At 64.2% G+C, this 18,853-nt stretch carries 22 protein-coding genes; 15 read left to right on the top strand and 7 right to left on the bottom strand.

What is annotated here, in order from left to right; genetic code table 11:
- Positions 1-13: 13 nt before the first annotated feature.
- The 3 genes from ACTU6U_RS07605 to pyrE form a co-directional block, all read right to left on the bottom strand.
- Positions 14-1,174 carry an anhydro-N-acetylmuramic acid kinase gene (locus ACTU6U_RS07605; protein WP_443468520.1) on the bottom strand — a complete coding sequence of 387 codons (1,161 nt, stop codon included), beginning with the start codon at positions 1,172-1,174 and terminating at the stop codon, positions 14-16.
- Positions 1,175-1,336: 162 nt separating this feature from the next.
- Positions 1,337-2,239, bottom strand: a complete 903-nt coding sequence (locus ACTU6U_RS07600) for an ROK family protein (RefSeq protein WP_443468519.1) — start codon at positions 2,237-2,239, stop codon at positions 1,337-1,339.
- Positions 2,236-2,793 (bottom strand): orotate phosphoribosyltransferase, encoded by a 558-nt coding sequence (gene pyrE / locus ACTU6U_RS07595; protein ID WP_443468518.1) that lies wholly within the window; start codon positions 2,791-2,793, stop codon positions 2,236-2,238. The genes ACTU6U_RS07600 and pyrE overlap by 4 nt, the downstream gene beginning before the upstream one ends.
- Before the next feature lie 85 nt (positions 2,794-2,878).
- Between pyrE and ACTU6U_RS07590 the strand changes: the two genes are divergently transcribed.
- The 5 genes from ACTU6U_RS07590 (at position 2,879) to ACTU6U_RS07570 (ending at position 6,161) form a co-directional block, all read left to right on the top strand.
- Positions 2,879-3,415 carry a YbhB/YbcL family Raf kinase inhibitor-like protein gene (locus ACTU6U_RS07590; protein WP_443468517.1) on the top strand — a complete coding sequence of 179 codons (537 nt, stop codon included), beginning with the start codon at positions 2,879-2,881 and terminating at the stop codon, positions 3,413-3,415.
- A 41-nt stretch (positions 3,416-3,456) separates the two neighbouring features.
- A complete protein-coding gene (locus ACTU6U_RS07585) occupies positions 3,457-4,302 on the top strand; it encodes an exodeoxyribonuclease III (protein ID WP_443468516.1) in 846 nt (281 codons plus the stop codon).
- A 227-nt stretch (positions 4,303-4,529) separates the two neighbouring features.
- The gene (locus ACTU6U_RS07580) at positions 4,530-4,817 is read left to right on the top strand and encodes an SRPBCC family protein (protein WP_443468855.1); all 288 of its coding nucleotides are present in this window, start codon (positions 4,530-4,532) and stop codon (positions 4,815-4,817) included.
- Complete coding sequence (locus ACTU6U_RS07575) at positions 4,804-5,571, top strand: glycosyltransferase family 2 protein (RefSeq protein WP_443468515.1); 768 nt, start codon at positions 4,804-4,806, stop codon at positions 5,569-5,571. Before ACTU6U_RS07580 ends, ACTU6U_RS07575 begins: the two co-directional genes overlap by 14 nt.
- Positions 5,568-6,161 (top strand): DUF2238 domain-containing protein, encoded by a 594-nt coding sequence (locus ACTU6U_RS07570; RefSeq protein WP_443468514.1) that lies wholly within the window; start codon positions 5,568-5,570, stop codon positions 6,159-6,161. Before ACTU6U_RS07575 ends, ACTU6U_RS07570 begins: the two co-directional genes overlap by 4 nt.
- Positions 6,162-6,178: 17 nt before the next feature.
- Here ACTU6U_RS07570 and ACTU6U_RS07565 read toward each other — a convergent pair whose 3' ends face one another.
- Positions 6,179-6,544: a MarR family winged helix-turn-helix transcriptional regulator gene (locus ACTU6U_RS07565; RefSeq protein ID WP_443468513.1), complete on the bottom strand. Its 366-nt coding sequence runs from the start codon at positions 6,542-6,544 to the stop codon at positions 6,179-6,181.
- Between the two features lie 276 nt (positions 6,545-6,820).
- Between ACTU6U_RS07565 and idi the strand changes: the two genes are divergently transcribed.
- From idi to ACTU6U_RS07515, 10 genes are all read left to right on the top strand, one after another.
- A complete protein-coding gene (gene idi / locus ACTU6U_RS07560; RefSeq protein ID WP_443468854.1) occupies positions 6,821-7,363 on the top strand; it encodes an isopentenyl-diphosphate Delta-isomerase in 543 nt (180 codons plus the stop codon).
- Positions 7,356-8,420 (top strand): polyprenyl synthetase family protein, encoded by a 1,065-nt coding sequence (locus ACTU6U_RS07555; RefSeq protein WP_443468512.1) that lies wholly within the window; start codon positions 7,356-7,358, stop codon positions 8,418-8,420. Before idi ends, ACTU6U_RS07555 begins: the two co-directional genes overlap by 8 nt.
- Positions 8,417-9,283, top strand: coding sequence for a phytoene/squalene synthase family protein (locus tag ACTU6U_RS07550; protein WP_443468511.1), 867 nt, complete (start codon positions 8,417-8,419; stop codon positions 9,281-9,283). The genes ACTU6U_RS07555 and ACTU6U_RS07550 overlap by 4 nt, the downstream gene beginning before the upstream one ends.
- A complete protein-coding gene (gene crtI / locus ACTU6U_RS07545) occupies positions 9,280-10,839 on the top strand; it encodes a phytoene desaturase family protein (RefSeq protein WP_443468510.1) in 1,560 nt (519 codons plus the stop codon). The genes ACTU6U_RS07550 and crtI overlap by 4 nt, the downstream gene beginning before the upstream one ends.
- Complete coding sequence (locus tag ACTU6U_RS07540) at positions 10,836-11,159, top strand: lycopene cyclase domain-containing protein (protein WP_443468509.1); 324 nt, start codon at positions 10,836-10,838, stop codon at positions 11,157-11,159. Before crtI ends, ACTU6U_RS07540 begins: the two co-directional genes overlap by 4 nt.
- Complete coding sequence (locus ACTU6U_RS07535) at positions 11,156-11,491, top strand: lycopene cyclase domain-containing protein (protein WP_443468508.1); 336 nt, start codon at positions 11,156-11,158, stop codon at positions 11,489-11,491. Before ACTU6U_RS07540 ends, ACTU6U_RS07535 begins: the two co-directional genes overlap by 4 nt.
- The gene (locus ACTU6U_RS07530; protein ID WP_443468507.1) at positions 11,484-12,374 is read left to right on the top strand and encodes a prenyltransferase; all 891 of its coding nucleotides are present in this window, start codon (positions 11,484-11,486) and stop codon (positions 12,372-12,374) included. Before ACTU6U_RS07535 ends, ACTU6U_RS07530 begins: the two co-directional genes overlap by 8 nt.
- On the top strand, positions 12,371-13,843 hold the full coding sequence (locus ACTU6U_RS07525; protein WP_443468506.1) for an SDR family oxidoreductase: 1,473 nt from the start codon (positions 12,371-12,373) through the stop codon (positions 13,841-13,843). The genes ACTU6U_RS07530 and ACTU6U_RS07525 overlap by 4 nt, the downstream gene beginning before the upstream one ends.
- Complete coding sequence (locus ACTU6U_RS07520; RefSeq protein WP_443468505.1) at positions 13,840-14,331, top strand: pyrimidine dimer DNA glycosylase/endonuclease V; 492 nt, start codon at positions 13,840-13,842, stop codon at positions 14,329-14,331. Before ACTU6U_RS07525 ends, ACTU6U_RS07520 begins: the two co-directional genes overlap by 4 nt.
- Before the next feature lie 134 nt (positions 14,332-14,465).
- Positions 14,466-15,548, top strand: coding sequence for a ferrochelatase (locus tag ACTU6U_RS07515; RefSeq protein WP_443468504.1), 1,083 nt, complete (start codon positions 14,466-14,468; stop codon positions 15,546-15,548).
- Between the two features lie 41 nt (positions 15,549-15,589).
- Here the strand turns inward: ACTU6U_RS07515 and ACTU6U_RS07510 are convergent, their stop codons facing one another.
- The 3 genes from ACTU6U_RS07510 to ACTU6U_RS07500 all read right to left on the bottom strand — a co-directional run bounded on the left by ACTU6U_RS07510 (position 15,590) and on the right by ACTU6U_RS07500 (position 18,411).
- Positions 15,590-16,420 carry a TspO/MBR family protein gene (locus ACTU6U_RS07510; protein WP_443468503.1) on the bottom strand — a complete coding sequence of 277 codons (831 nt, stop codon included), beginning with the start codon at positions 16,418-16,420 and terminating at the stop codon, positions 15,590-15,592.
- Between the two features lie 97 nt (positions 16,421-16,517).
- Positions 16,518-17,210, bottom strand: coding sequence for a hypothetical protein (locus tag ACTU6U_RS07505; protein WP_443468502.1), 693 nt, complete (start codon positions 17,208-17,210; stop codon positions 16,518-16,520).
- Between the two features lie 607 nt (positions 17,211-17,817).
- Positions 17,818-18,411 carry a GNAT family N-acetyltransferase gene (locus ACTU6U_RS07500; RefSeq protein ID WP_443468501.1) on the bottom strand — a complete coding sequence of 198 codons (594 nt, stop codon included), beginning with the start codon at positions 18,409-18,411 and terminating at the stop codon, positions 17,818-17,820.
- Positions 18,412-18,853: the final 442 nt, after the last annotated feature.

The raw sequence follows: 18,853 nt of genomic DNA, 5'->3' as shown, positions 1-18,853 counted from the left end.
CCGCCCGGTCGGCTCAGCTCGCCGAGAGCACCAGTCCACGCAGCTGGGCGACAGGCTCAGGCATCCGAAGCGGTCCTGCACCGGGCGTGATCGTGCCGAGGATGCGGGGGGCGCGCGCACCGGTCACCCCCGGCATCACCGCGGGAATGCCATGCATCGTGCACCAGCCGATCAAGGCGAACAGGATCGCCTCCTTCGCATCCGTCGAAGCACCGAGCACATCGGCGAGCACGACCTCGGTGTAGGGCAGCGCCGAGCGGAGGCCGCCCATGATGAGCGGATTGTGGCATCCACCGCCCGAGACGGCCAGGAACTCCACCCCGGCGGCACGCACATCCGCAGCGACGGTCTGCACCGTCAGCTCCGTCAGCGTCCGCACCAGATCGGCGATCGGGATGTCGCGACCGAGCGAATCGACGTGTTGACGCACATACTCGAGGTGGAAGTGCTCCTTGCCCGTGCTCTTCGGTGCGGCCAGTGAGTAGTACGGGTCGGCGAGCAACCGCTCCAGCAGTTCTGGGTCGACGTTTCCCGCACGGGCGATCTTGGCGTCCTCGTCATAGCCGAGAGGATTGAGGCCGTACTTGGTGATCACAGCATCCACCAGTGCGTTCGCCGGACCCACGTCAAACGCCGAGACAGCGTCGCCGACGATCGTGATGTTCGCGATTCCGCCGAGATTCAGTGCCGCCGAGACACCGCCCCGACCACGCAGGAGCAGCTCGTCGAGGAACGACACGAGCGGGGCGCCGTGGCCTCCGGCGGTGATATCGCGGATGCGCACATCCGAGACGACCGGCGCGCCGACGGCCTCGGCGATCCATGCCGGCTGCCCGATCTGCAGCGTTCCCCGTGCATGATCATCTTCGACCCAGTGGTAGACGGTCTGGCCGTGAGTGCAGACCGCATCGATACCGCCCACGGATGCCGCGGCATCCCGCGCGACGTCGGCGAAGGCCTGCCCGATCAGGGTGTCGAGTTCACACACCTCGGCAAGAGTCGTCGGCGTTGGCGGAAGGGCTGCCACAAGTCGTGCGCGCAGCTCCGGTGCGTACGGGACGCTGTCTTCATGCAGGACAGTTCCGTGCAGATCGCCGTCCGATTCGGTGAATTCGACGACAGCGACGTCGATTCCGTCATGAGAGGTGCCGGAGAGCAGGCCGAGTACGCGCATCCGTCGAGCCTACGACGTTCGCGGCCCGACACTCTGGGGGCCGACACGCCAGATGTCGGACCGTTTGCGGCGAATCGACCGACATCTGGCGTGTCGGCCCCCTAACTGTCGAGTCGGGTCAGGCACGCCAGATCGGGCCGGGCGCGGCGCCCCGGCCCACCGCTACCGCAGGACGAACGCCGCGGCCCCGATCAGCGGCCCCTCATCGCCGAGCCCGGAGCGCACCACGCGTGCGGCGCGCGAATAGTCGTGCGCCGCGGATGCCGCGAGTGCCTGCTGCACGAGATCGATGTAGTCATCGGAGACCCGGGAGAACCCGCCACCTACCGCGATGAGGTCGAGATCGAGGAGGGTCGCGGCATCCGCCAGCGCCTGACCCACCTCGCGGGCTGAGCGTTCGATGGCCGCCCGCGCGACCTGGTCGCCGTCAGCCGCAGAACGTGCGAGATCTTCACCGGTAGACCCTGCCCAACCCTGCGACCGCGCCCAGGCGGCACTCGCCGGCCCCGACGCGATCTCTTCGAGAGTCAGCCCACCCTCGCGACGCATCTGTCCGAGGTGGCCGGCGTTTCCACTCGCGCCGGGCATGTACTGTCCTGCGACGACGAACCCGCCACCGACGCCGGTCGAGACGACGATCGACAGTGATGCGCGCGCCTCGCGCGTCGCGCCGAGCCAGGATTCGGCGAGCGCGAGCGCACCACCGTCATGACCGAACACGGTGCGCACGTCACGACCGAGAACATCGGATGCCGCGGCGCGCACAGCATCCGCCAGTGCGTAGCCATGCGCGAGCGGCATGTTCACCGGGAAGATTCTTCCGGCATGGCGATCGACTGGCCCTGCGCTGCCGATACCCGCGCCGATCAGCTCAGCATCAGGGGGCAGTGCGGCAAGCGCGTGTGTGACAACGGCACTCACTGCCGCGTCGAGGGAGGACGGCGTCGATTCGCGCCCGGTCGCCCGACGGCTGCGGCTCCCGGCTGCGACCTGGCCGTCAGCAGAGACGAGGGCGGCCTCCATCTTGGTGCCGCCGACATCGACGGCCAGCGCGTACCGGATCACTGCGGATCGAGGCCGAGGTCGTCAAGGTCGAAGGCGGCCAGCCACTGCAGGCCCTCGGCTTCGATCGCGGCCTGGGCTCCGGTCTTGCGGTCGACGATCACGGCGACGGCAACGACTTCCGCGCCCTCACGGCGCAGCACTTCGACGGCCTTCAGCGCGGACTGCCCGGTGGTCGAGGTGTCTTCGAGAACGACGACGCGCTTGCCGGCGACATCCGCGCCCTCGACCTGACGGCCGCGGCCGTGGTCCTTGGGCTCCTTGCGGACGACGAAGGCATCCACCGGCTTATCAGCTGCGACAGAGGCGTGCATGACCGAGTTGGCGATCGGGTCAGCGCCGAGTGTGAGACCGCCGACCGAGACGGCGCCGAGGCCATCGATCAGGTCGAGCATGATGCGGCCGATCGCGGGGGCCGCCCGGTGATCGAGGGTGAGCTTTCGCATATCGACGTAGTACGTCGCCTTCTTGCCGCTCGAGAGCGTGAAGTCACCGTGGAACACCGCCTCATCCTTGATCAGGGCGAGCAGGGACTGGCGGTCGGCTTCGAGAGTCACGGCATCCAGTGTATGGCGCTCCGGCCCTGGCCACGCCTGCGCATTTCGCCTATCGTGACGGGAGATCCGCAATGCAGGGAGGCCCGTGTTCTCTTTCGACCCCTATGCCGAATTGGCCGCGCTCCGCGAGTTCGCACCTCTCGAACTGACGAGTCCGGACTTCGAGGGCGGTGGCCCGCTCCCGCTGTTCGCCTGGTCGACCGATCGCGGCGGCGAGGACCGCTCCCCCGGACTGCAGTGGTCGCAGGCCCCCGCGGGGACGAAGAGCTTCGCGGTCTCGTGCTTCGATCCGGATGCTCCGACCGGATCTGGATTCTGGCACTGGGCGGCTTTCGACCTGCCTGCTGACACTTCGACGCTCGCGAGCGGCGAAGGCACGGCTGCGGCGTTGCCGCCCGGCGCGCGCGTCCTGCCGAACGAGGAACGACTCAAGCGTTTCATCGGTGCCGCTCCGCCTGCTGGCACCGGAATCCACCGCTATTTCTTCGTGGTCGACGCGCTCGACGTGCCCACTCTCGACATCGACGACGAGGCCACACCAGCGACGCTCGGCTTCAATCGTCATTTCCACACGCTCGCGCGGGGCGTGCTCATGGGGAGGGCCGACCCGTCGGAGCGCTGATGCCGACTCCGTCTGTCCCCACCCACCCGTAGGCTGGAAGCATGCGTCTGGCCACCTGGAACATCAACTCGATCCGCACCCGCGTCGGCCGCGCCGTCGACTTCGCCGTCCGTGAAGACATCGACGTGCTCGCGCTGCAGGAGATCAAGTGCAAGCCGGAGCAGTTCCCCTACGCACCGTTCGAAGAAGCCGGGTACCACGTCGAGGCGCACGGCCTGAATCAGTGGAACGGCGTCGCGATCGCGAGCCGCCTGCCGATCACCGACGTCGAGACGTCTTTTGCCGGGATGCCGGGCTTCGCAAAGGGGCATGAGGGGCCGGATGCTCCGCTCGAAGCACGCGCGCTGGGCGCGATGATCGAGGGCGTGAAGGTGTGGAGCCTCTACGTTCCCAACGGTCGCTCACTTGATGACCCGCACTACCGATACAAGCTGCACTGGCTCGATGAGCTGCGTCAGGCCACGGCCGCCGAGCTTCAGTCGAAGCCCGATCTGCCACTGGCCCTGGTCGGCGACTTCAACATCATTCCGTTCGACTCCGACAACGGCGATCCCGATATCGTCGAAGGAGTCTCCACGCACGTCTCGCCCGAAGAGCGCGCCGCGTTCTTCGCCTTCCAGGATGCCGGTGTGACCGATGTCGTGCGGCCGCTGATCCCGGAGGGCTTCACCTACTGGGACTACCAGCGCCTGAAGTTCCCCCGCAACGAGGGCGTGCGCATCGACTTCGTGCTCGGCTCGCGCGCCCTGGCCGATGCCGTCACCGGAGCATCCATTCATCGCAACGAGCGCAAGGGTGAACAGCCCAGCGACCACGTCCCGGTCGTCGTCGACCTCGACTTCGGCGGCGCCGAAGAAGACGACGACATGCCGATGATCTTCTCGTAGCGCAGCGGCGGCTGTCTCGGATCTCATCAACTCACGCGGCGTACATCGCCAGCGCTTCGCGAATGAGCTCCGAACGGATCTTGTGCTCTCGCTCGGCGGCCATGTCCTCGATGTGTCGAGCGGATCGTCCCAGACAACGATTCAGATGCCGAAAGTTATCCCATACCCCTGACGCACATTGAGTTCGAACCGTCCTCAGCGCACGCCGCGTTGGAACAGTCAACCCCCTGTGGAGATCTCCAGAATCTGTGGTGAATGGAAGCCAGATTCAATCGATCAGCGAGGAGCCGGCCATGGTGCAGATCATCGAGACCTTCGACGTCGACGGAGCTGATCGGGAGCTCGAAGCGGAGATCACCGAACAGCATCCTGATGAGCGGGTCGCCTGGGTCAGCACTGGCGGAGAGACGCATCATGCGGGAGCGGTTACGTTCCATAAGCTCACCGACTCATCGACGCGCGTCGAAAGCCGGGGGCGTGAGACGGGCGCATGGCGAGGGGATGTTGACGCCTGACACGCACATCGAGTCGCCAGAGCGAGTCCAAATCACGGTGGTCATCCCTGTCAAAAACGACGCCGTCGAGCTGGCGAGGTGCTTGTCTGCCCTTCGGTTACAAACGCGACTCGCTGACGAGATCATCGTGGTGAACAACGCATCGTCAGATGCGTCGGCGAAGGTGGCCATCGCGGCGGGAGTGACGGTGATTGAGTGTTCGGAACCGGGCATCCCCGCAGCGAGTTCGCGCGGATACGATCTATCGGCGGGCGACCTGATCCTCCGGCTGGACGCCGACTGTGTACCACCGACGTCGTGGGTTGAGCATGTTGAGGCGGCATTCGCAGATCACCCTGACGTGGCGGCTTTCACCGGAGGCGCGTACTTCATCGACGGACCGCGCCCGCTGCGTGCAGTGTTGTCGCGAATTTACCTGCTCGCTTACGTCCTCGCTGCAGCGCCCGCCTTGGGGCATCGTCCGTTGTTCGGCTCGAACTTTGCCATGCGACGAGAAGCCTGGCACGCGATCCGCTCGGCGGTGCACCGCCATGATCCAGAGCTGCACGACGATCTTGACCTGTCGTTTCATCTCGGAGAACATCATCCAGTCGGCCGTCTGGGTGGTGAGCCGATGGGTATCTCCATGCGACCATTCCGCAGCGTAATCTCGTTCCGTCGCCGCATGTACCGCGGCTTTCGGACTGTCCTTGTGCATTGGCCGCATGATTTCCCGCCATCGAGGTGGTACCGGTTAGCGACTCAGAGGCCATGATCGAGAACTTCCTGCGTCGACCACAGACCGTCGCCGAGGCGTGTGCGGATGCGGTTCGGGGAGTGGGCGCCCTCAGCGTCATCATCGCAGCAGTCTGGTTCGACCTGACGGATGCGGGCCTACTCGCCTTCGCTTTACCAGGGCTGCTCATCCCACGTTTCGTCGGCGTCCGAGCCTGGGTGGACATTACTTTCGGCGCAACGCTGCTCGTCGCCGCATGGAGCAATGTCTTCGACCTGTATACCCGCATCGTGGGGTGGGATCTGCTCGTGCATTTCGCATGTACCGCGGCATTGGCAACGGTGTCGTATGTGTTTTTGCGTCGTGCTGAGGTGGTCACGGTCCCGGTTGCTCCCCGATGGGCAGTGATCGCCACCGTTCTGATCACGACAATGTTGGGGCTGGCGTTGAGCGCCGTCTGGGAGATGATCGAGTGGCTCGGTTACACCTACATCAGCGATGAGATCTTCGTGGGATACGAAGACACGATCGCCGACATGGCTGCTGGGGGCCTTGGCGCGGCAGGTGCTGGCTTCGTAGTTGCATTTGTGCCGCTCCTTCGAGGCGCGACTCTTGGACATGCACCGTGAGTGCGAGCTTTATCTTGTTACTCCGCCGTGCTCGAGAACTCGTCGAGCACGCCCTGGGGCGTGTCAGCATCGACCAGGGCTCCGAGAAAGCGGATCACTGCGTCACGATCTTCTCGGCTCATGGATGCGGCCGCGGTGAATCTTCGGGCGTGCTGGCGGCCGATGGTTTCGTGCGCGGCAAGTCTTGTGTGCGCGGTGACTTCGATACAGGTCGTTCTGCGGTCGCTCGGATGCGGAACACGAACGACGTGCCCACCGGCAAGGAGGCGGTCGACCAGCTTCGTCGTGGATGCGCTGGAGATCCCGACCTCGCGGGCGATGTCTTTCGGCGTCACGATCTGCTGCTGCTGCTGGGCGCGTATGAGCATGCGGATAGTACGCATATCGCTTTCGTTGAGCTTCATATAGCGCTTGGATGCTTCGGAAAGTGTTCGCGCTGCCTCGTGCCATTCCCGCAACGCTTCCATCACGCGAACGCATTGGTCTACGTCCTCATCGGACAGTTCAGCGCGATCGATGAGGTCGGAATCATTCGCGAAATAGCGTACGTCCGTTCTCGACGGGGCTCTTCGTTCTGCTTCGGACACGATGACAGCATACTCTTTCGTATGCTACGTTGAACTCTCGCCAAGCTAACGAAATGAGGTCACGCAGTGGAGATGGTTGTTCTCGTCGACAGCGAGGGTTCGCCTGTGGGCGTGCAGAGCAAAGAGAGCGTGCACGGTGTCACCACACCTCGCCACCTTGCGTTCTCCTGCCACGTCATCGATTCCGAGGGTCGACTTCTCGTAACCAGGCGCGCACTCGAGAAGAGGACATGGCCCGGCGTGTGGACGAATGCGTTTTGTGGCCACCCGGGTCCGGGCGAGACCTTCGAGGATGCGGTGCGCCGTCGGGCGGCTTTCGAACTCGGGCTCACTGTCGACAGCATCGCCTGCGCGCTTCCCGATTTCGGATACGTCGCGCGTGACGCGTCAGGAATCGAAGAGAACGAGCATTGCCCGGTCTTCATCGCGAAGGCCGCGTCGCCGCTGGCTCCGAACCCGGATGAGGTCGCCGAGATCCAGTGGACCAGCGTGTCAGCACTGTCGACGGCGACGAAAGCTGCGCCCTGGGCTTTCAGCCCGTGGCTCATCGAGCATTTGCCTGAGCTTCTCTCCTCCTTGGCAAATCTCACCATCGAGTCGGGTAGAGATGTCTGACTCGGCGTCACGACTCGACGACGTCGCGCTCACGTTCGAGACGAGGCTGATGGAAGTACTGGCGCAAAGGAGGGAACGTTCGCTTTCGTTCTCCGTTCCGTACACGCAGCTGTGGGAATCGTTGGAGCGGATGGCGAGACGCGGAAAGAAGATCCGCCCACGCGTGCTGATGGACGCATATCAGGCCCTCGGCGGCATCGATGAGCGCGTGGCCGTCGATGCTGCATGCGCGGTCGAACTACTCCACATCGCACTCGTGATTCACGACGATGTGATCGACAAAGATCTGATGCGTCGTGGCGAGATGAATATATCGGGGCGATTCGCATCGGAAGCGATGCTGCGAGGCGCGGCCAGACGCGACGCGCACGCGTGGGGGGAGGCATCATCGCTTCTCGCGGGCGATCTCATCCTCACCCTGGCTCATTCCCTCCTCGCCCGACTCGAGATCCCGGAAGACCAACGACAGGCGGTTCTCGACATCTTCGATGCCACCGTCTTTGAGAGCGCGGCCGGAGAGCACTCCGACGTGTGGCTCAGCATGCATCTCGAGCCGGCGGACTCGCACGATGTCCTGGCGATGATCGACCAGAAAACGGCCGCCTACTCCTTCCAAGCTCCCCTCGTGCTCGCCGCGGTTCTTGCCGGCGCTACGACGAGACTGATAGAAGAACTCACAGTCATCGCTCGCCAGATCGGCGTCATCTACCAGCTGCGCGATGATGTTCTCGGCTTGTTCGGCGATGAGCGAGACACGGGAAAGTCCGTACTCAGCGACCTGCGCGAAGGGAAGGAAACTCTCCTGATCGACTACGCCCGCTCTGACCCCGCCTGGAACGAGGTCGAGTCCCTCTTCGGAGACGATGCGCTCAGCATCGCTGACGGTCATCGCCTGCGACGCGTCATCGAGGAATCGGGAGCACTTATGTTCGTGGAATCACTCATCACCGAACGCTGCGCTACCGTCAACCAGCTGATCGAAGAAGCGACTCTGCCCGCAGCGCTGCGAGACCAGCTGACCACTTTGACCACCGCCTGCAACTCGCGAAACTCATGAACACCACTGATCTTGACCTTTACAACGCGACAGCGAAAGCAAGTGCAGCCGTCGTCATCCGTCGGTACTCGACATCATTCGGGTGGGCCAGCCGCCTGCTCGACGTTCCCGTGCGAGACCACATCGCCCGCATCTACGCACTCGTACGCATCGCAGACGAGCTGGTCGACGGGCCAGCCGAGATCGCCGGAATCGACAGGGCGACGCGAGGAGTGCTGCTCGACGAGCTCGAAGCAGAAACAGAGCGAGCTCTTCGGCTGGGCTTCAGCACGAACCTGGTCGTGCACGCGTTCGCTTTGACAGGGCGCGAACATGGGATCGGCATGGACCTGTGTCAGCCGTTCTTCGCATCGATGAGACGAGATCTTGAGGTCACGTCGTTCGACGCGCAGGAGCTCAACGAGTACATCTACGGCTCCGCCGAGGTGGTTGGCCTGATGTGTTTGGCCGTCTTCGAATCCGGAGTGATTCGTGAGAACGGGGAGCGTGAGCGATTGAACGATGGCGCTCGGCACCTCGGAGCGGCGTTTCAGAAGGTGAACTTCCTTCGAGATTTCGCCGATGATCATGATGACCTTGGCCGCGCGTATTTCCCGGGTACGGAGAAGGCACTGACGGAGCGCTCGAAGGCAGACATCGTCGCATCCATTCGGGAAGACCTTCGGGTCGCCGACCGATCGATTCCACTTCTTGCTCCGGGATGCCGGGCATCCGTATGGGCTGCGCGCGCGATTTTCGGTGAACTGACGGATCGCATCGAAGCAGCACCGGTCTCTGTCCTGACACACACCCGCGTACGAGTGCCGAATCCCGTCAAGGCACGAATCCTCGCCCGTGCGCTCGGAATGAAGGTGGCCCGGTGAAGGCATCGCGCGTCATCGTCATCGGCGGAGGTGTCAGCGGGCTTGCAACCGCATGCCTGCTCGCTCGCGACGGACACCAAGTCACCGTTCTGGAGAAGAACAGTGAACTCGGCGGCAGGGCAGGGTCTTGGGAGCAGGACGGGTTCACCTTCGACACCGGGCCCTCCTGGTACCTGATGCCCGAGGTCTTCGACCACTTCTACCGCATGATGGGCACGACGACCGCCGAACAGCTCGACCTGGTGCCGTTGCAACCCGGATACCGGGTCTATGGCGAGCCAGTGGGCAAGACGCCCGAGAATCCGATTGATGTGCGTTCCGGTGCGGAAGCCGTCGCTGAAGCCTTCGAAGCGCGCGAGAGCGGGGCCGGCGACCGAGCCCGCACCTACCTCCGATCCTCGACCAAGACGTATCGCGCGGCAGTAAGGTCCTTCCTCTACAACCCGTTCTCGTCCTGGCGTGATTTCGCATCACTGCGGGTTCTCACCTCCGCCCCTGCGGTTCTTCCCTTGCTGACACGGTCGCTCTGGACGTTCGTCGCGAGCCGCTTCGCGGACAATCGTCTTCGTCAGATCCTTGGCTACCCCGCCGTCTTCCTCGGCACGTCGCCGTTCGACGCGCCCGCTCTTTACCATCTGATGAGCCACATGGACCTGGTCGACGGCGTGAAGTACCCCGTCGGCGGCTTCCGCAGGTTCGTGACCTCGCTGGTCGACGTCGCACGAGAGAACAACGTCGAACTTCTCACCGACAGCGATGTCATCGCCATCTCGAGCGAAAACGGCGCGGTGCGCTCGGTCAAGTACAACCGCGACGGCAAGGTGGTCGAACTCGATGCGGATGTCGTCGTCTCGGCGATCGACGAGCACCACACCGAGGCAGAGCTGCTCGAGAAGTCCGACCGTTCATATGCGCCGAACCGGTGGGACAAGCAGATCTCCGGACCGAGCGCCGTGCTCATCATGCTCGGCGTGCAGGGTGAGCTGCCGCAATTGCTGCACCACACCCTGTTCTTCTCCAACGACTGGCACGAGAATTTCGATGCGATCTTCGGGTCTCCGACGCGCATCCCGGAGGCGCCATCGCTCTATGTCTGCAAGCCGAGCGCGACCGATGACGGCGTCGCCCCGGACGGCCATGAGAACCTGTTCGTGCTCGTTCCGCTGCCACCCGATACGAACATCGGACACGGCGGGCTCGACAGGTCGGGCGACGAGCTCGTGAACGCCGTGGCGGACAGCGCGATCGAGCAGGTCGCCGCCTGGGCGGGCATCCCCGATCTCGCCTCCCGCATCGTCGTGCGACGCACCGTGGGGCCTGCGGACTTCGCCGCGCAGTTCAACACCTTCCGCGGCAGCGCGCTCGGCCCCGCACATACGTTGCGCCAGAGCGCCTTCTTCCGTGGGGTCACGAAGTCCCGCCGCATCGATGGTCTCTTCTACGCCGGCGCAACCTCAGTGCCGGGTGTTGGCCTGCCCATGTGTCTCATCAGCGCGGAACTGGTGCTGAAACACCTGCGAGGAGACCACTCACCCGGGCCCTTGGAGGAGTCATGAGTGGCGTCTACGCGGCATGCCTGCTCGTCAGCACCGCATGTCTCGTGCTGCTCGACATGCGTTTTGCGTTGGTCTTTCGACGCCGGGCGGTGGCGAGCATGGTCGCCCTCATCGTCGGCGTCGTGTTCTTCGCCGCATGGGATGCCGTGGGCATCGGCCTCGGAGTGTTCCGGCACCTCGACTCGCGGTGGGCCAGCGGCGTCCTGCTCGCGCCGGAGTTTCCCATCGAGGAGTTGCTCTTCCTGGTCTTCCTCACCTATCTCACGCTCATTCTTCTGAGCGGTTGGCAACGCTGGCGGGAGAACGTGAACCCACGATGACATATCTGCTCATGTCGCTGCCCTTCCTCGGAATCGGTCTCATCGTTTTCGCCATCGGCGCCGTCCACGCGCGTCGGCGTGACACCGCGCGACGCTACATCTCATCGTGGGCGGCGGCGACGGTGGCCCTGCTCATTCTCACGGCGGTGTTCGACAACGTGATGATGGCAGCCGGATTCTTCGACTACGGCACCGAGCAGATCTCCGGACTCCGGCTCGGACTCATGCCGGTGGAGGACTTCCTGTACCCCCTCGCCGGTGCGTTGCTGCTTTCTGGCGTCTGGCAGCTGCTGAATGGCCCCCGCGAGACGAGAGGACACAGCGATGGCTGAGCGCACGTCTCTGATCCGCACCCTTTTCGTCGCATCGCGGCCGCTGAGCTGGATCAACACCGCGTACCCGTTTGCCGCGGTCTACGTACTGACGACGGGGCGCATCGATGTGTCGTTGGTGGTCGGGACGATCTTCTTCCTCGTGCCGTACAACCTGGCGATGTATGGCGTGAACGATGTGTTCGACTACGAGTCCGACCTCGCCAACCCCCGCAAGGGCGGTGCCGAGGGTGCAAAGCTCCCGCCCCGGCTGCACCGAGCGACGCTCGTGTCGGCTGCGGTGCTGGCGGTGCCGTTCGTGGTCGCGCTCGTCATCCTCGGTGCACAGCGACCGTTGTCATGGGCCGTCCTCGCCGTGAGCCTGTTCGCAGTGCTCGCGTACTCCGTGCGCGGACTCCGTTTCAAAGAGATCCCGGTGCTCGACTCGATCACCTCGAGCACCCATTTCGTCACGCCGGCGCTCTATGCGCTCGCTCTCGCGGGAACGACCATCACCCCGGCGATCGTCTTGACCATGGTCGCGTTCTTCTGCTGGGGCATGGCCAGCCACGCGTTCGGTGCCGTGCAAGATATCGCGCCCGACCGGGATGCGGGTATCGGATCGATCGCCACTGTTTTCGGCGCTGCGGCGACGGTCAAGATCGCGGTCGCGCTCTGGGCCGTGGCCGGCATCCTCATGCTCTTCACCCCGTGGCCCGCGAACCTCGCCGCGATCGCCGCGCTGCCGTACATCATCAGCGTCGCCCCGTATCTGAACGTCGACGACGCACGCTCGGGAACCGCCAACCGCGCGTGGCGCCGGTTCCTGGTGATCAACTATGCGGTGGGTTTCGTGGTCACCTTGCTGCTGATCCTCTGTGTGGCGGAAGGGCTTTTCTCATGACACGCGTGCTCGTGACCGGCGCGACGGGCTACATCGGCGGCCGTCTCGTGCCCCAGCTGCTCGAGGCAGGGCACGAAGTGAGCGTGTACGTCCGCTCTCCGTGGAAGCTCCATGATGTGCCCTGGCGCAACCGCGTGCGCGTCTTCAAGGGTGATCTGTCGAATGCTGTCGCAACCCGCCGTGCGATGAACGGCGTGGACGTCGCGTTCTACCTGGTGCACTCGATGAGCGCAGGTCATGACTTCATGCGCTCCGAGGAGGAGGCAGCGCGCACCTTCACCCACTCAGCCGAGGCCGCGAAAGTGGAACGCATCGTCTACCTCGGTGGGCTGCATCCGGACGGCGCCGAGCTGTCGGAACATCTGGCTTCGCGCGCCGCTGTCGGACAGGTCTTCCTGGACTGTCCGGTGCCGGCCATCGTGTTCCAAGCGGGCATCGTGATCGGATCCGGCTCGGCGTCGTTCGAGATGATCCGCCACCTCACCGAGGTGCTGCCGTACATGCCCGCGCCGCGCTGGGTACGCAACCGCGTGCAACCCATCGCCGTTCGCGATGTACTGCGTTATCTGGTGCACGCCGTCACGGTGCAGGAAGAGCTCAATCGCACTTTCGACATCGGCGGTCCGGACATCCTGCGCTACGGACAGATGATGAACGGATATGCCGTCGAGGCTGGGCTTCCGCAACGACACATTGCGGCACTTCCCGTACTCACCCCATGGTTGGCCTCACAATGGGTGAGCCTCGTCAGCCCTGTTCCACGCCAACTCGCGGTGCCGATCATCGCGTCCCTCCAGAACGACTGCGTCGTGCGCGAGCAGGACATCGACGGATACATCCCGCCGCCGGCGGAAGGCCTGCTGCCGTATCGCACCGCCGTGCGTCTGGCGCTCACGCGTGAGGCTGAAGGACAGGTCGAGACGAGTTGGCAGAGTGCCACGGTGGCCGGCGCGCCCAGCGATCCGCTCCCGAGCGACCCGGAGTGGTCAGGTCATACCGTCTTCATCGATCTGCGCGAGCGGGAGAGCACCGCATCCACCAACGCTGTATGGGACGTGATCGAAGCGATCGGCGGAGAGAAGGGGTGGCATTCCTTCCCTCTGGCATGGGCCGCGCGCGGGTGGATCGATCGACTGGTCGGCGGCGTCGGCATGAGTCGCGGACGACGACACCCGTCCCGGGTGAACAGCGGCGACGTCATCGACGTGTGGCGCGTGGAATCCATCGAACGCGGACGCATGCTGCGGCTGCGGGCCGAGATGCGGCTGCCTGGCCGCGCGTGGCTCGAGCTGAGCGTCGAGCCGACCGAGACGGGAAGCCGCTACCGCCAGCGCGCGGTCTATTTCCCCAAGGGGCTGTCCGGGCGGTTGTACTGGGCGGTGCTGCTGCCGTTCCACGGCATCATCTTCCCCGGAATGGCCGCCAGTATCCTTCGCGAAGCTGAGCGCTCGACCGAGAAGGCGCAATGAGACTGTGGTCGATGCATCCTCGCTACTTCGACCGCCAGGCCCTCACGGCATGCTGGCGCGAGGGGCTCCTCGCCCAAGCAGTGATCACTGAACCCGGCAGGGGATACTCCCACCATCCCCAGCTGCGACGGTTCCAGCACACGGACGACCCTCGAGCCGCGATCGGGGACTATCTCAGCGCAATTGTCGACGAGGCAGATGCGCGCGGGTATCACTTCGCGAGAGAGAAGATCCGCGTCACCGGGGCGGCGGAACGACTGACGCTCAATGACGGTCAGCTCGTCTACGAATGGGCGCACCTTCGCAGCAAGCTGCAACTTCGCAGTCCGGACGCCTGGGCACACTGGCACACTCTCACCTTCCCCGACCCGCATCCGAGCTTCGTCGTGATCGACGGACCGATCGCCGACTGGGAGAAGATCGCCCCTGCGACAAACCAGCCTTCGGAACAGAGAACTACCAGTGAATCGGAGGATTCATCACGATGAGCACCGCACCCGATCGATCACCCCGGCGCGACACAAAGCCGCCCACCGCTTCCAGCGCGCATTTGGAAGAGGGGGCGGTCGTTCCCGGAGCGACAGAGGCGACACGGAGCGGACCCGAACACGCCACACAGCCGATGAGTTACGACGCCGTGCTGCTGTCGGGCTTCGGCGGTCCCGAAGGGCAGGAGGACGTGCTGCCTTTCCTCAGAAACGTCACGCGCGGGCGGGGGATCCCGGACGAACGGCTCGAGGAGGTCGCGCATCACTATCGTGCGTTCGGCGGTGTCAGCCCCATCAACGAGCAGAACCGTGACCTCAAGCGTGCTCTGCAGGCCGCGCTCACACAGGCAGGTCTCGACATTCCCGTGTACTGGGGCAACCGCAACTGGGCGCCGTATCTCGATGAGGCACTCGAGCAGGCCGCGAAGGATGGCATCCGCACGATGATCGCGATTCCGACGAGCGCATACTCCTCGTACTCGTCGTGCCGCCAATACCGCGAGGATTGGGCCGATGCCCTCGAAGCGAGCGGTCTGCAGACGACGCTTCAGATCGACAAGGTCCGTCAGTTCTTCTCGCATCCCGGTTTCATCCAGCCATTCATCGACGGGGTGCAGAGTGGTGTCGCCGCGGCGATGCAGGCGGGCCACGACCGGTCGGCCATCGAGGTGCTGTTCTCCACGCACAGCATCCCGATCGACGATGCCGCGCGATCCGGTGCGGGTCTGTTCACCGACGTCGAAGGGGGCGGCTACGCCGCACAGCAGCTCGCTGTCGCAGCGCACGTCGTCGCTGAGGCTGCGCCCGGGATCTCATGGCAACTCGTCTACCAGTCGCGTTCCGGCCCGCCATCGCAGCCCTGGCTCGAGCCTGACATCAACGATGCGCTCGAAGCGCTCGAAGAACGCACCGCCGTGCTGATCGTCCCGCTCGGTTTCGTGAGCGACCACATGGAAGTCATGTGGGATCTCGATACCGAAGCTCGCGAAACGGCGGCTCGCCTGGGCCTGTGGTTCACACGAACCCCGACGCCGGGCACGCAGCCAGACTTCATAGACGCGCTCGTGGACCTCGTACAGGAGAGGATCTCTGGTCGTCCCACCGGACAGCGCGCGAACACGACCGCCATCGGGCCGTGGTTCGACGTGTGTCGTCCAGGATGCTGCGAAAACCCTCGCCTGGGATTCAAACCCGCGATCGCAGGTCTGCAACCGTAGCCGGCTGCTTGACGGCGCGAGTATCGAGTGGAGACCGCGGCTTACGCCACGGCAGAGCGGCTATCAGCGTGCTGAGCGACGACGCGGTACACAACCGCTGCGACGACAACGACGCACGCCGCAACAACAGCCGCGATCCCGACCAGTTGAGACGCAGGTTCGTCAGTGATTCTGGCGACAGCAACCCAGCACAGTCCCCATGCCAAAGCGATCGCCGGCGTCAAGCGTCCGCGCCCCGAGATCGCCGTGGCCACGCCACACAGTGCAGCGACGACAACGACACCCACACCCCAGGCGTCAGGGTCGATACCGAAGCCACGGAACCCAAGGGCAGTCAACCACGCAGCCACGTTCGCAGCGGTCGCGATCGTCACCCACCCCAAATACAACCCGACCGTGCCGTCAAGAACGATGGACTCGACGACGACTGCCGCCTTCGAATCAGCATTCCGGGGCGTGCGCAGCAACAGACTGAACGTGACGCCGAGCACGGTGAGTAGGACGAAAATGACGAGCACGGACAATCCGACCTGGCCGAGCTGTATGACTCCGATCCATGCGGCGTTGAGCAGCATAGACAGAGCGATGAGGTACCCGACGCGACGGTGCACCGCTCGCGCCGCCTGGCTGGGGAACAACTGCCACACGGCATATGCCATCAGCCCGAGGTAGATGACCGACCAGACACTGAATGCCGGACCCGCCGGCGCGATCAGCGTCGAATCAGATGCAAGCGCGCCGCCGGCCGCGTCTTGAATCGGTGTACCGCCAAGCGCGCCGGAACCGAAGAAGGCACCAGCGATCGCCACGAGCGCAAGAACGAAGACGATGACTTGTCTCACACGGTCAGAGGTCTGAGGTGAACCGGCCATGCTCGCACCCTACGCGAGCGATGCCCACGAAGACAGAGGAATTGGGCGTAGACCTCCATATTCAACCAGCAGGCGCCCATCCCACAACGCATGTAGATCAACGATCCGGATACCGGGACTCGGGCATGCGGCGAGCCGAGGTCCGGTCTTGGAACGCGATCGTCGCCACGATGCCGATGAGCAAAATCAGCTCGAAGGCGTTGACGATCGCAGTACTGGGAACTGGCAATGTGATGGAGCTACCCGCCACCATGATCACCGTCACGACGGTCAGCCACGGCCAGCGCGTGCGCACCCATGCGAATGTGCCCGCGAGCAGCAGAGCGAGGGCGACGATGAGAACCATGATCGGGGGCCCATCCGGGGCATTCTCGTTGTTGTAGCTGAGTGCCCCATATTCACGATCGGCCACGAGCCACATCTGCAGCGGGCCGACGATGGCCTCGTAAATCACGAGTGCCGCCGTTACCCCGAGCGCCACTACGGCGGCCCAAACGGTGCGCGCCCAACGGAGGCCGGTGCGTCTCAGCACATGCCAGGCGACAAGAACCAGCAGTGGCGTGAGGAGCGCGTGCAACCAGTACCGCGCCGAGTTCAGCACTTCGAGCGCGGCACCTTCACCGATGATGGCACCGAGTCCGATCACGGTGTTGTCGTAGACGAGGCCGAGCACGACGAGCAGAGCCAAATCAGAAGCGGTCGCCCTGCGCCGTTTGAACAGCAGAGCAACACCCCAGACGAGCAGGGCGATGTATGCGATCGCGAAGCAGAGGAAAATGAAACTGTCCATGCCGACTCAACGTATGTGTCTTTCGGGGTTAAAACCTGGCCCTTGACGCAGCACGGCCGCTTATGGCATCTCGCCGACGAACAGCACGCGCGAAGAATGGTCACCCCTCGATCAAGGAGTCCAGCATCCCCGTCGTCAGCGGATCGAAGTGCCGCTCGAGGGCGTCGCGGCTCCGCGCCATCCATATGCTGGTGAGCTCGCGATAAGACGCCTCGCGAGCGGCTAGCGTATAGAGCTCGTGGTTGAGTACGAGTCGCGCTCAGTGCCGAAGATGTCTTCGGTGATCAGCACCACGGCTTGACGGGCCTCATCGTGGTCGTCGCTGCAGAAAGCCAATGCGGCGCAGCCGTTCCGCATTCCAGACCCTGCCGCGCACGAGGCGTCACAGACTCGCTGGCAGACGGTTGCTGATCTCATGAACAAGCGCTATACATGCGGCGGCGAGGCGACGGCAGATGTCCCGCAACCCATGCGTTACGAGACAGGGAGGTTACGAGACACGAGCTGCGCATCGGGAACCAGCCCCGTCGCCGACATGAGTTCGGGTCAGCGAAACCGCAGATACCCCGGCCGGAGGGTGCTTGAAGGGCATCGGTGAATCAAGGCTCTATTCCGCGGAGCCAGGTTGCTCTTCGAAGCTCAACCTCATCACAGGTCGACTCGGGAACGTCCGGCCTATTTCTGAGAAGCCCGCGTCTTGAAACGTTGCCAAGGTTCCGGTGAAAAGGGCCGCTCCACTCACTTTGCTGGCTGACAACCGCTGGACGTCTACCGGATGCCCTTCCAGAGCGGACGCGCCGTTCACGCGCGCGTGCTCGATCGCTCCGGAAAGCAGCGCTCTCCCGACCCCCCGATGGCGGAAGGCAGCCTGGACTGTGAAGCATGCAACCCACCATGCGAAGGGGTCCGGGGGGAGGACCCTCCGCAACGCGGTGTTGGCGCGGACGCCCGGCAAGTCTAGTCGTCGAGAGACCCGGGACCACCCGACGGGATCGTCGTCGATGAGGGCGACGAGCCCGAATGGTGGCTTGTTCTCGTGTATCTGGTGGCGGAGTGCGCTCTCCTTGTCGCCGTCGGGCGGCGCCCCGATGAATCGCTGACACCAGCAGGACGTCGGCCGCGTTCCTCGCGAACCGAAAGCCGACCGCACGAGCTGCCAGTCCTCCGAACCCGCAACGATCACCTTGACAATGTTGTTCATCCTTCCCAGTCTGGCGTCGTGAGATGACGCAGGCTAGCTAGTCTTCCGCTGGCCACCGAACTGCGACAGATCGGGCCCCACGCCGCGCCAACTCCCGCAATCTCGATGCCGGACGCCTCCCCGCCTCGAAGATCATCGAGTCCGCTGGGTGAGGTGTGTCTTCACCGATGAACGCGTCCAGGTCACCAGGCCATTGGAAGACAACTGTCGGAGACTTCGGCGCGACCGGCTCGAACGTGAGCAAGCGAATAAGTGTCTCAAAGCCCTAGAGACACGAGGCGTCTGGGACTGATCACCGGTTTCGAGGTGCTCGACGTTAGTTATGAGACACCCCGAATATCCGTGTCCAGGGGTGACCGCATCCGCGCTCAACACCTCGTGGAATCTACGGCGGAGTCGTCTCGCTTCGTTCGCGCAGCGACCGGCGGGAGCGTCGGTCGCG

Source organism: Microbacterium zouquanmingi (assembly GCF_052266695.1).
Taxonomy (GTDB): Bacteria; Actinomycetota; Actinomycetes; order Actinomycetales; family Microbacteriaceae; genus Microbacterium.
The sequence above is the reverse complement of the archived record's forward strand: the minus strand, read 5'-3'. Positions and strand labels throughout refer to the sequence as shown.

Coding starts and splice junctions, on each gene's coding strand:
- ACTU6U_RS07605 (WP_443468520.1), bottom strand. CDS start 1,174: ATGCGCGTACTCGGCCTGCTCTCCGGCACCTCTCATGACGGAATCGAC.
- ACTU6U_RS07585 (WP_443468516.1), top strand. CDS start 3,457: ATGCGTCTGGCCACCTGGAACATCAACTCGATCCGCACCCGCGTCGGC.
- ACTU6U_RS07575 (WP_443468515.1), top strand. CDS start 4,804: ATGTTGACGCCTGACACGCACATCGAGTCGCCAGAGCGAGTCCAAATC.
- ACTU6U_RS07570 (WP_443468514.1), top strand. CDS start 5,568: ATGATCGAGAACTTCCTGCGTCGACCACAGACCGTCGCCGAGGCGTGT.
- ACTU6U_RS07565 (WP_443468513.1), bottom strand. CDS start 6,544: ATGCGTACTATCCGCATGCTCATACGCGCCCAGCAGCAGCAGCAGATC.
- idi (WP_443468854.1), top strand. CDS start 6,821: ATGGTTGTTCTCGTCGACAGCGAGGGTTCGCCTGTGGGCGTGCAGAGC.
- ACTU6U_RS07555 (WP_443468512.1), top strand. CDS start 7,356: ATGTCTGACTCGGCGTCACGACTCGACGACGTCGCGCTCACGTTCGAG.
- ACTU6U_RS07550 (WP_443468511.1), top strand. CDS start 8,417: ATGAACACCACTGATCTTGACCTTTACAACGCGACAGCGAAAGCAAGT.
- ACTU6U_RS07540 (WP_443468509.1), top strand. CDS start 10,836: ATGAGTGGCGTCTACGCGGCATGCCTGCTCGTCAGCACCGCATGTCTC.
- ACTU6U_RS07535 (WP_443468508.1), top strand. CDS start 11,156: ATGACATATCTGCTCATGTCGCTGCCCTTCCTCGGAATCGGTCTCATC.
- ACTU6U_RS07530 (WP_443468507.1), top strand. CDS start 11,484: ATGGCTGAGCGCACGTCTCTGATCCGCACCCTTTTCGTCGCATCGCGG.
- ACTU6U_RS07525 (WP_443468506.1), top strand. CDS start 12,371: ATGACACGCGTGCTCGTGACCGGCGCGACGGGCTACATCGGCGGCCGT.
- ACTU6U_RS07520 (WP_443468505.1), top strand. CDS start 13,840: ATGAGACTGTGGTCGATGCATCCTCGCTACTTCGACCGCCAGGCCCTC.
- ACTU6U_RS07515 (WP_443468504.1), top strand. CDS start 14,466: ATGAGTTACGACGCCGTGCTGCTGTCGGGCTTCGGCGGTCCCGAAGGG.
- ACTU6U_RS07510 (WP_443468503.1), bottom strand. CDS start 16,420: ATGGCCGGTTCACCTCAGACCTCTGACCGTGTGAGACAAGTCATCGTC.
- ACTU6U_RS07505 (WP_443468502.1), bottom strand. CDS start 17,210: ATGGACAGTTTCATTTTCCTCTGCTTCGCGATCGCATACATCGCCCTG.
- ACTU6U_RS07500 (WP_443468501.1), bottom strand. CDS start 18,411: ATGAACAACATTGTCAAGGTGATCGTTGCGGGTTCGGAGGACTGGCAG.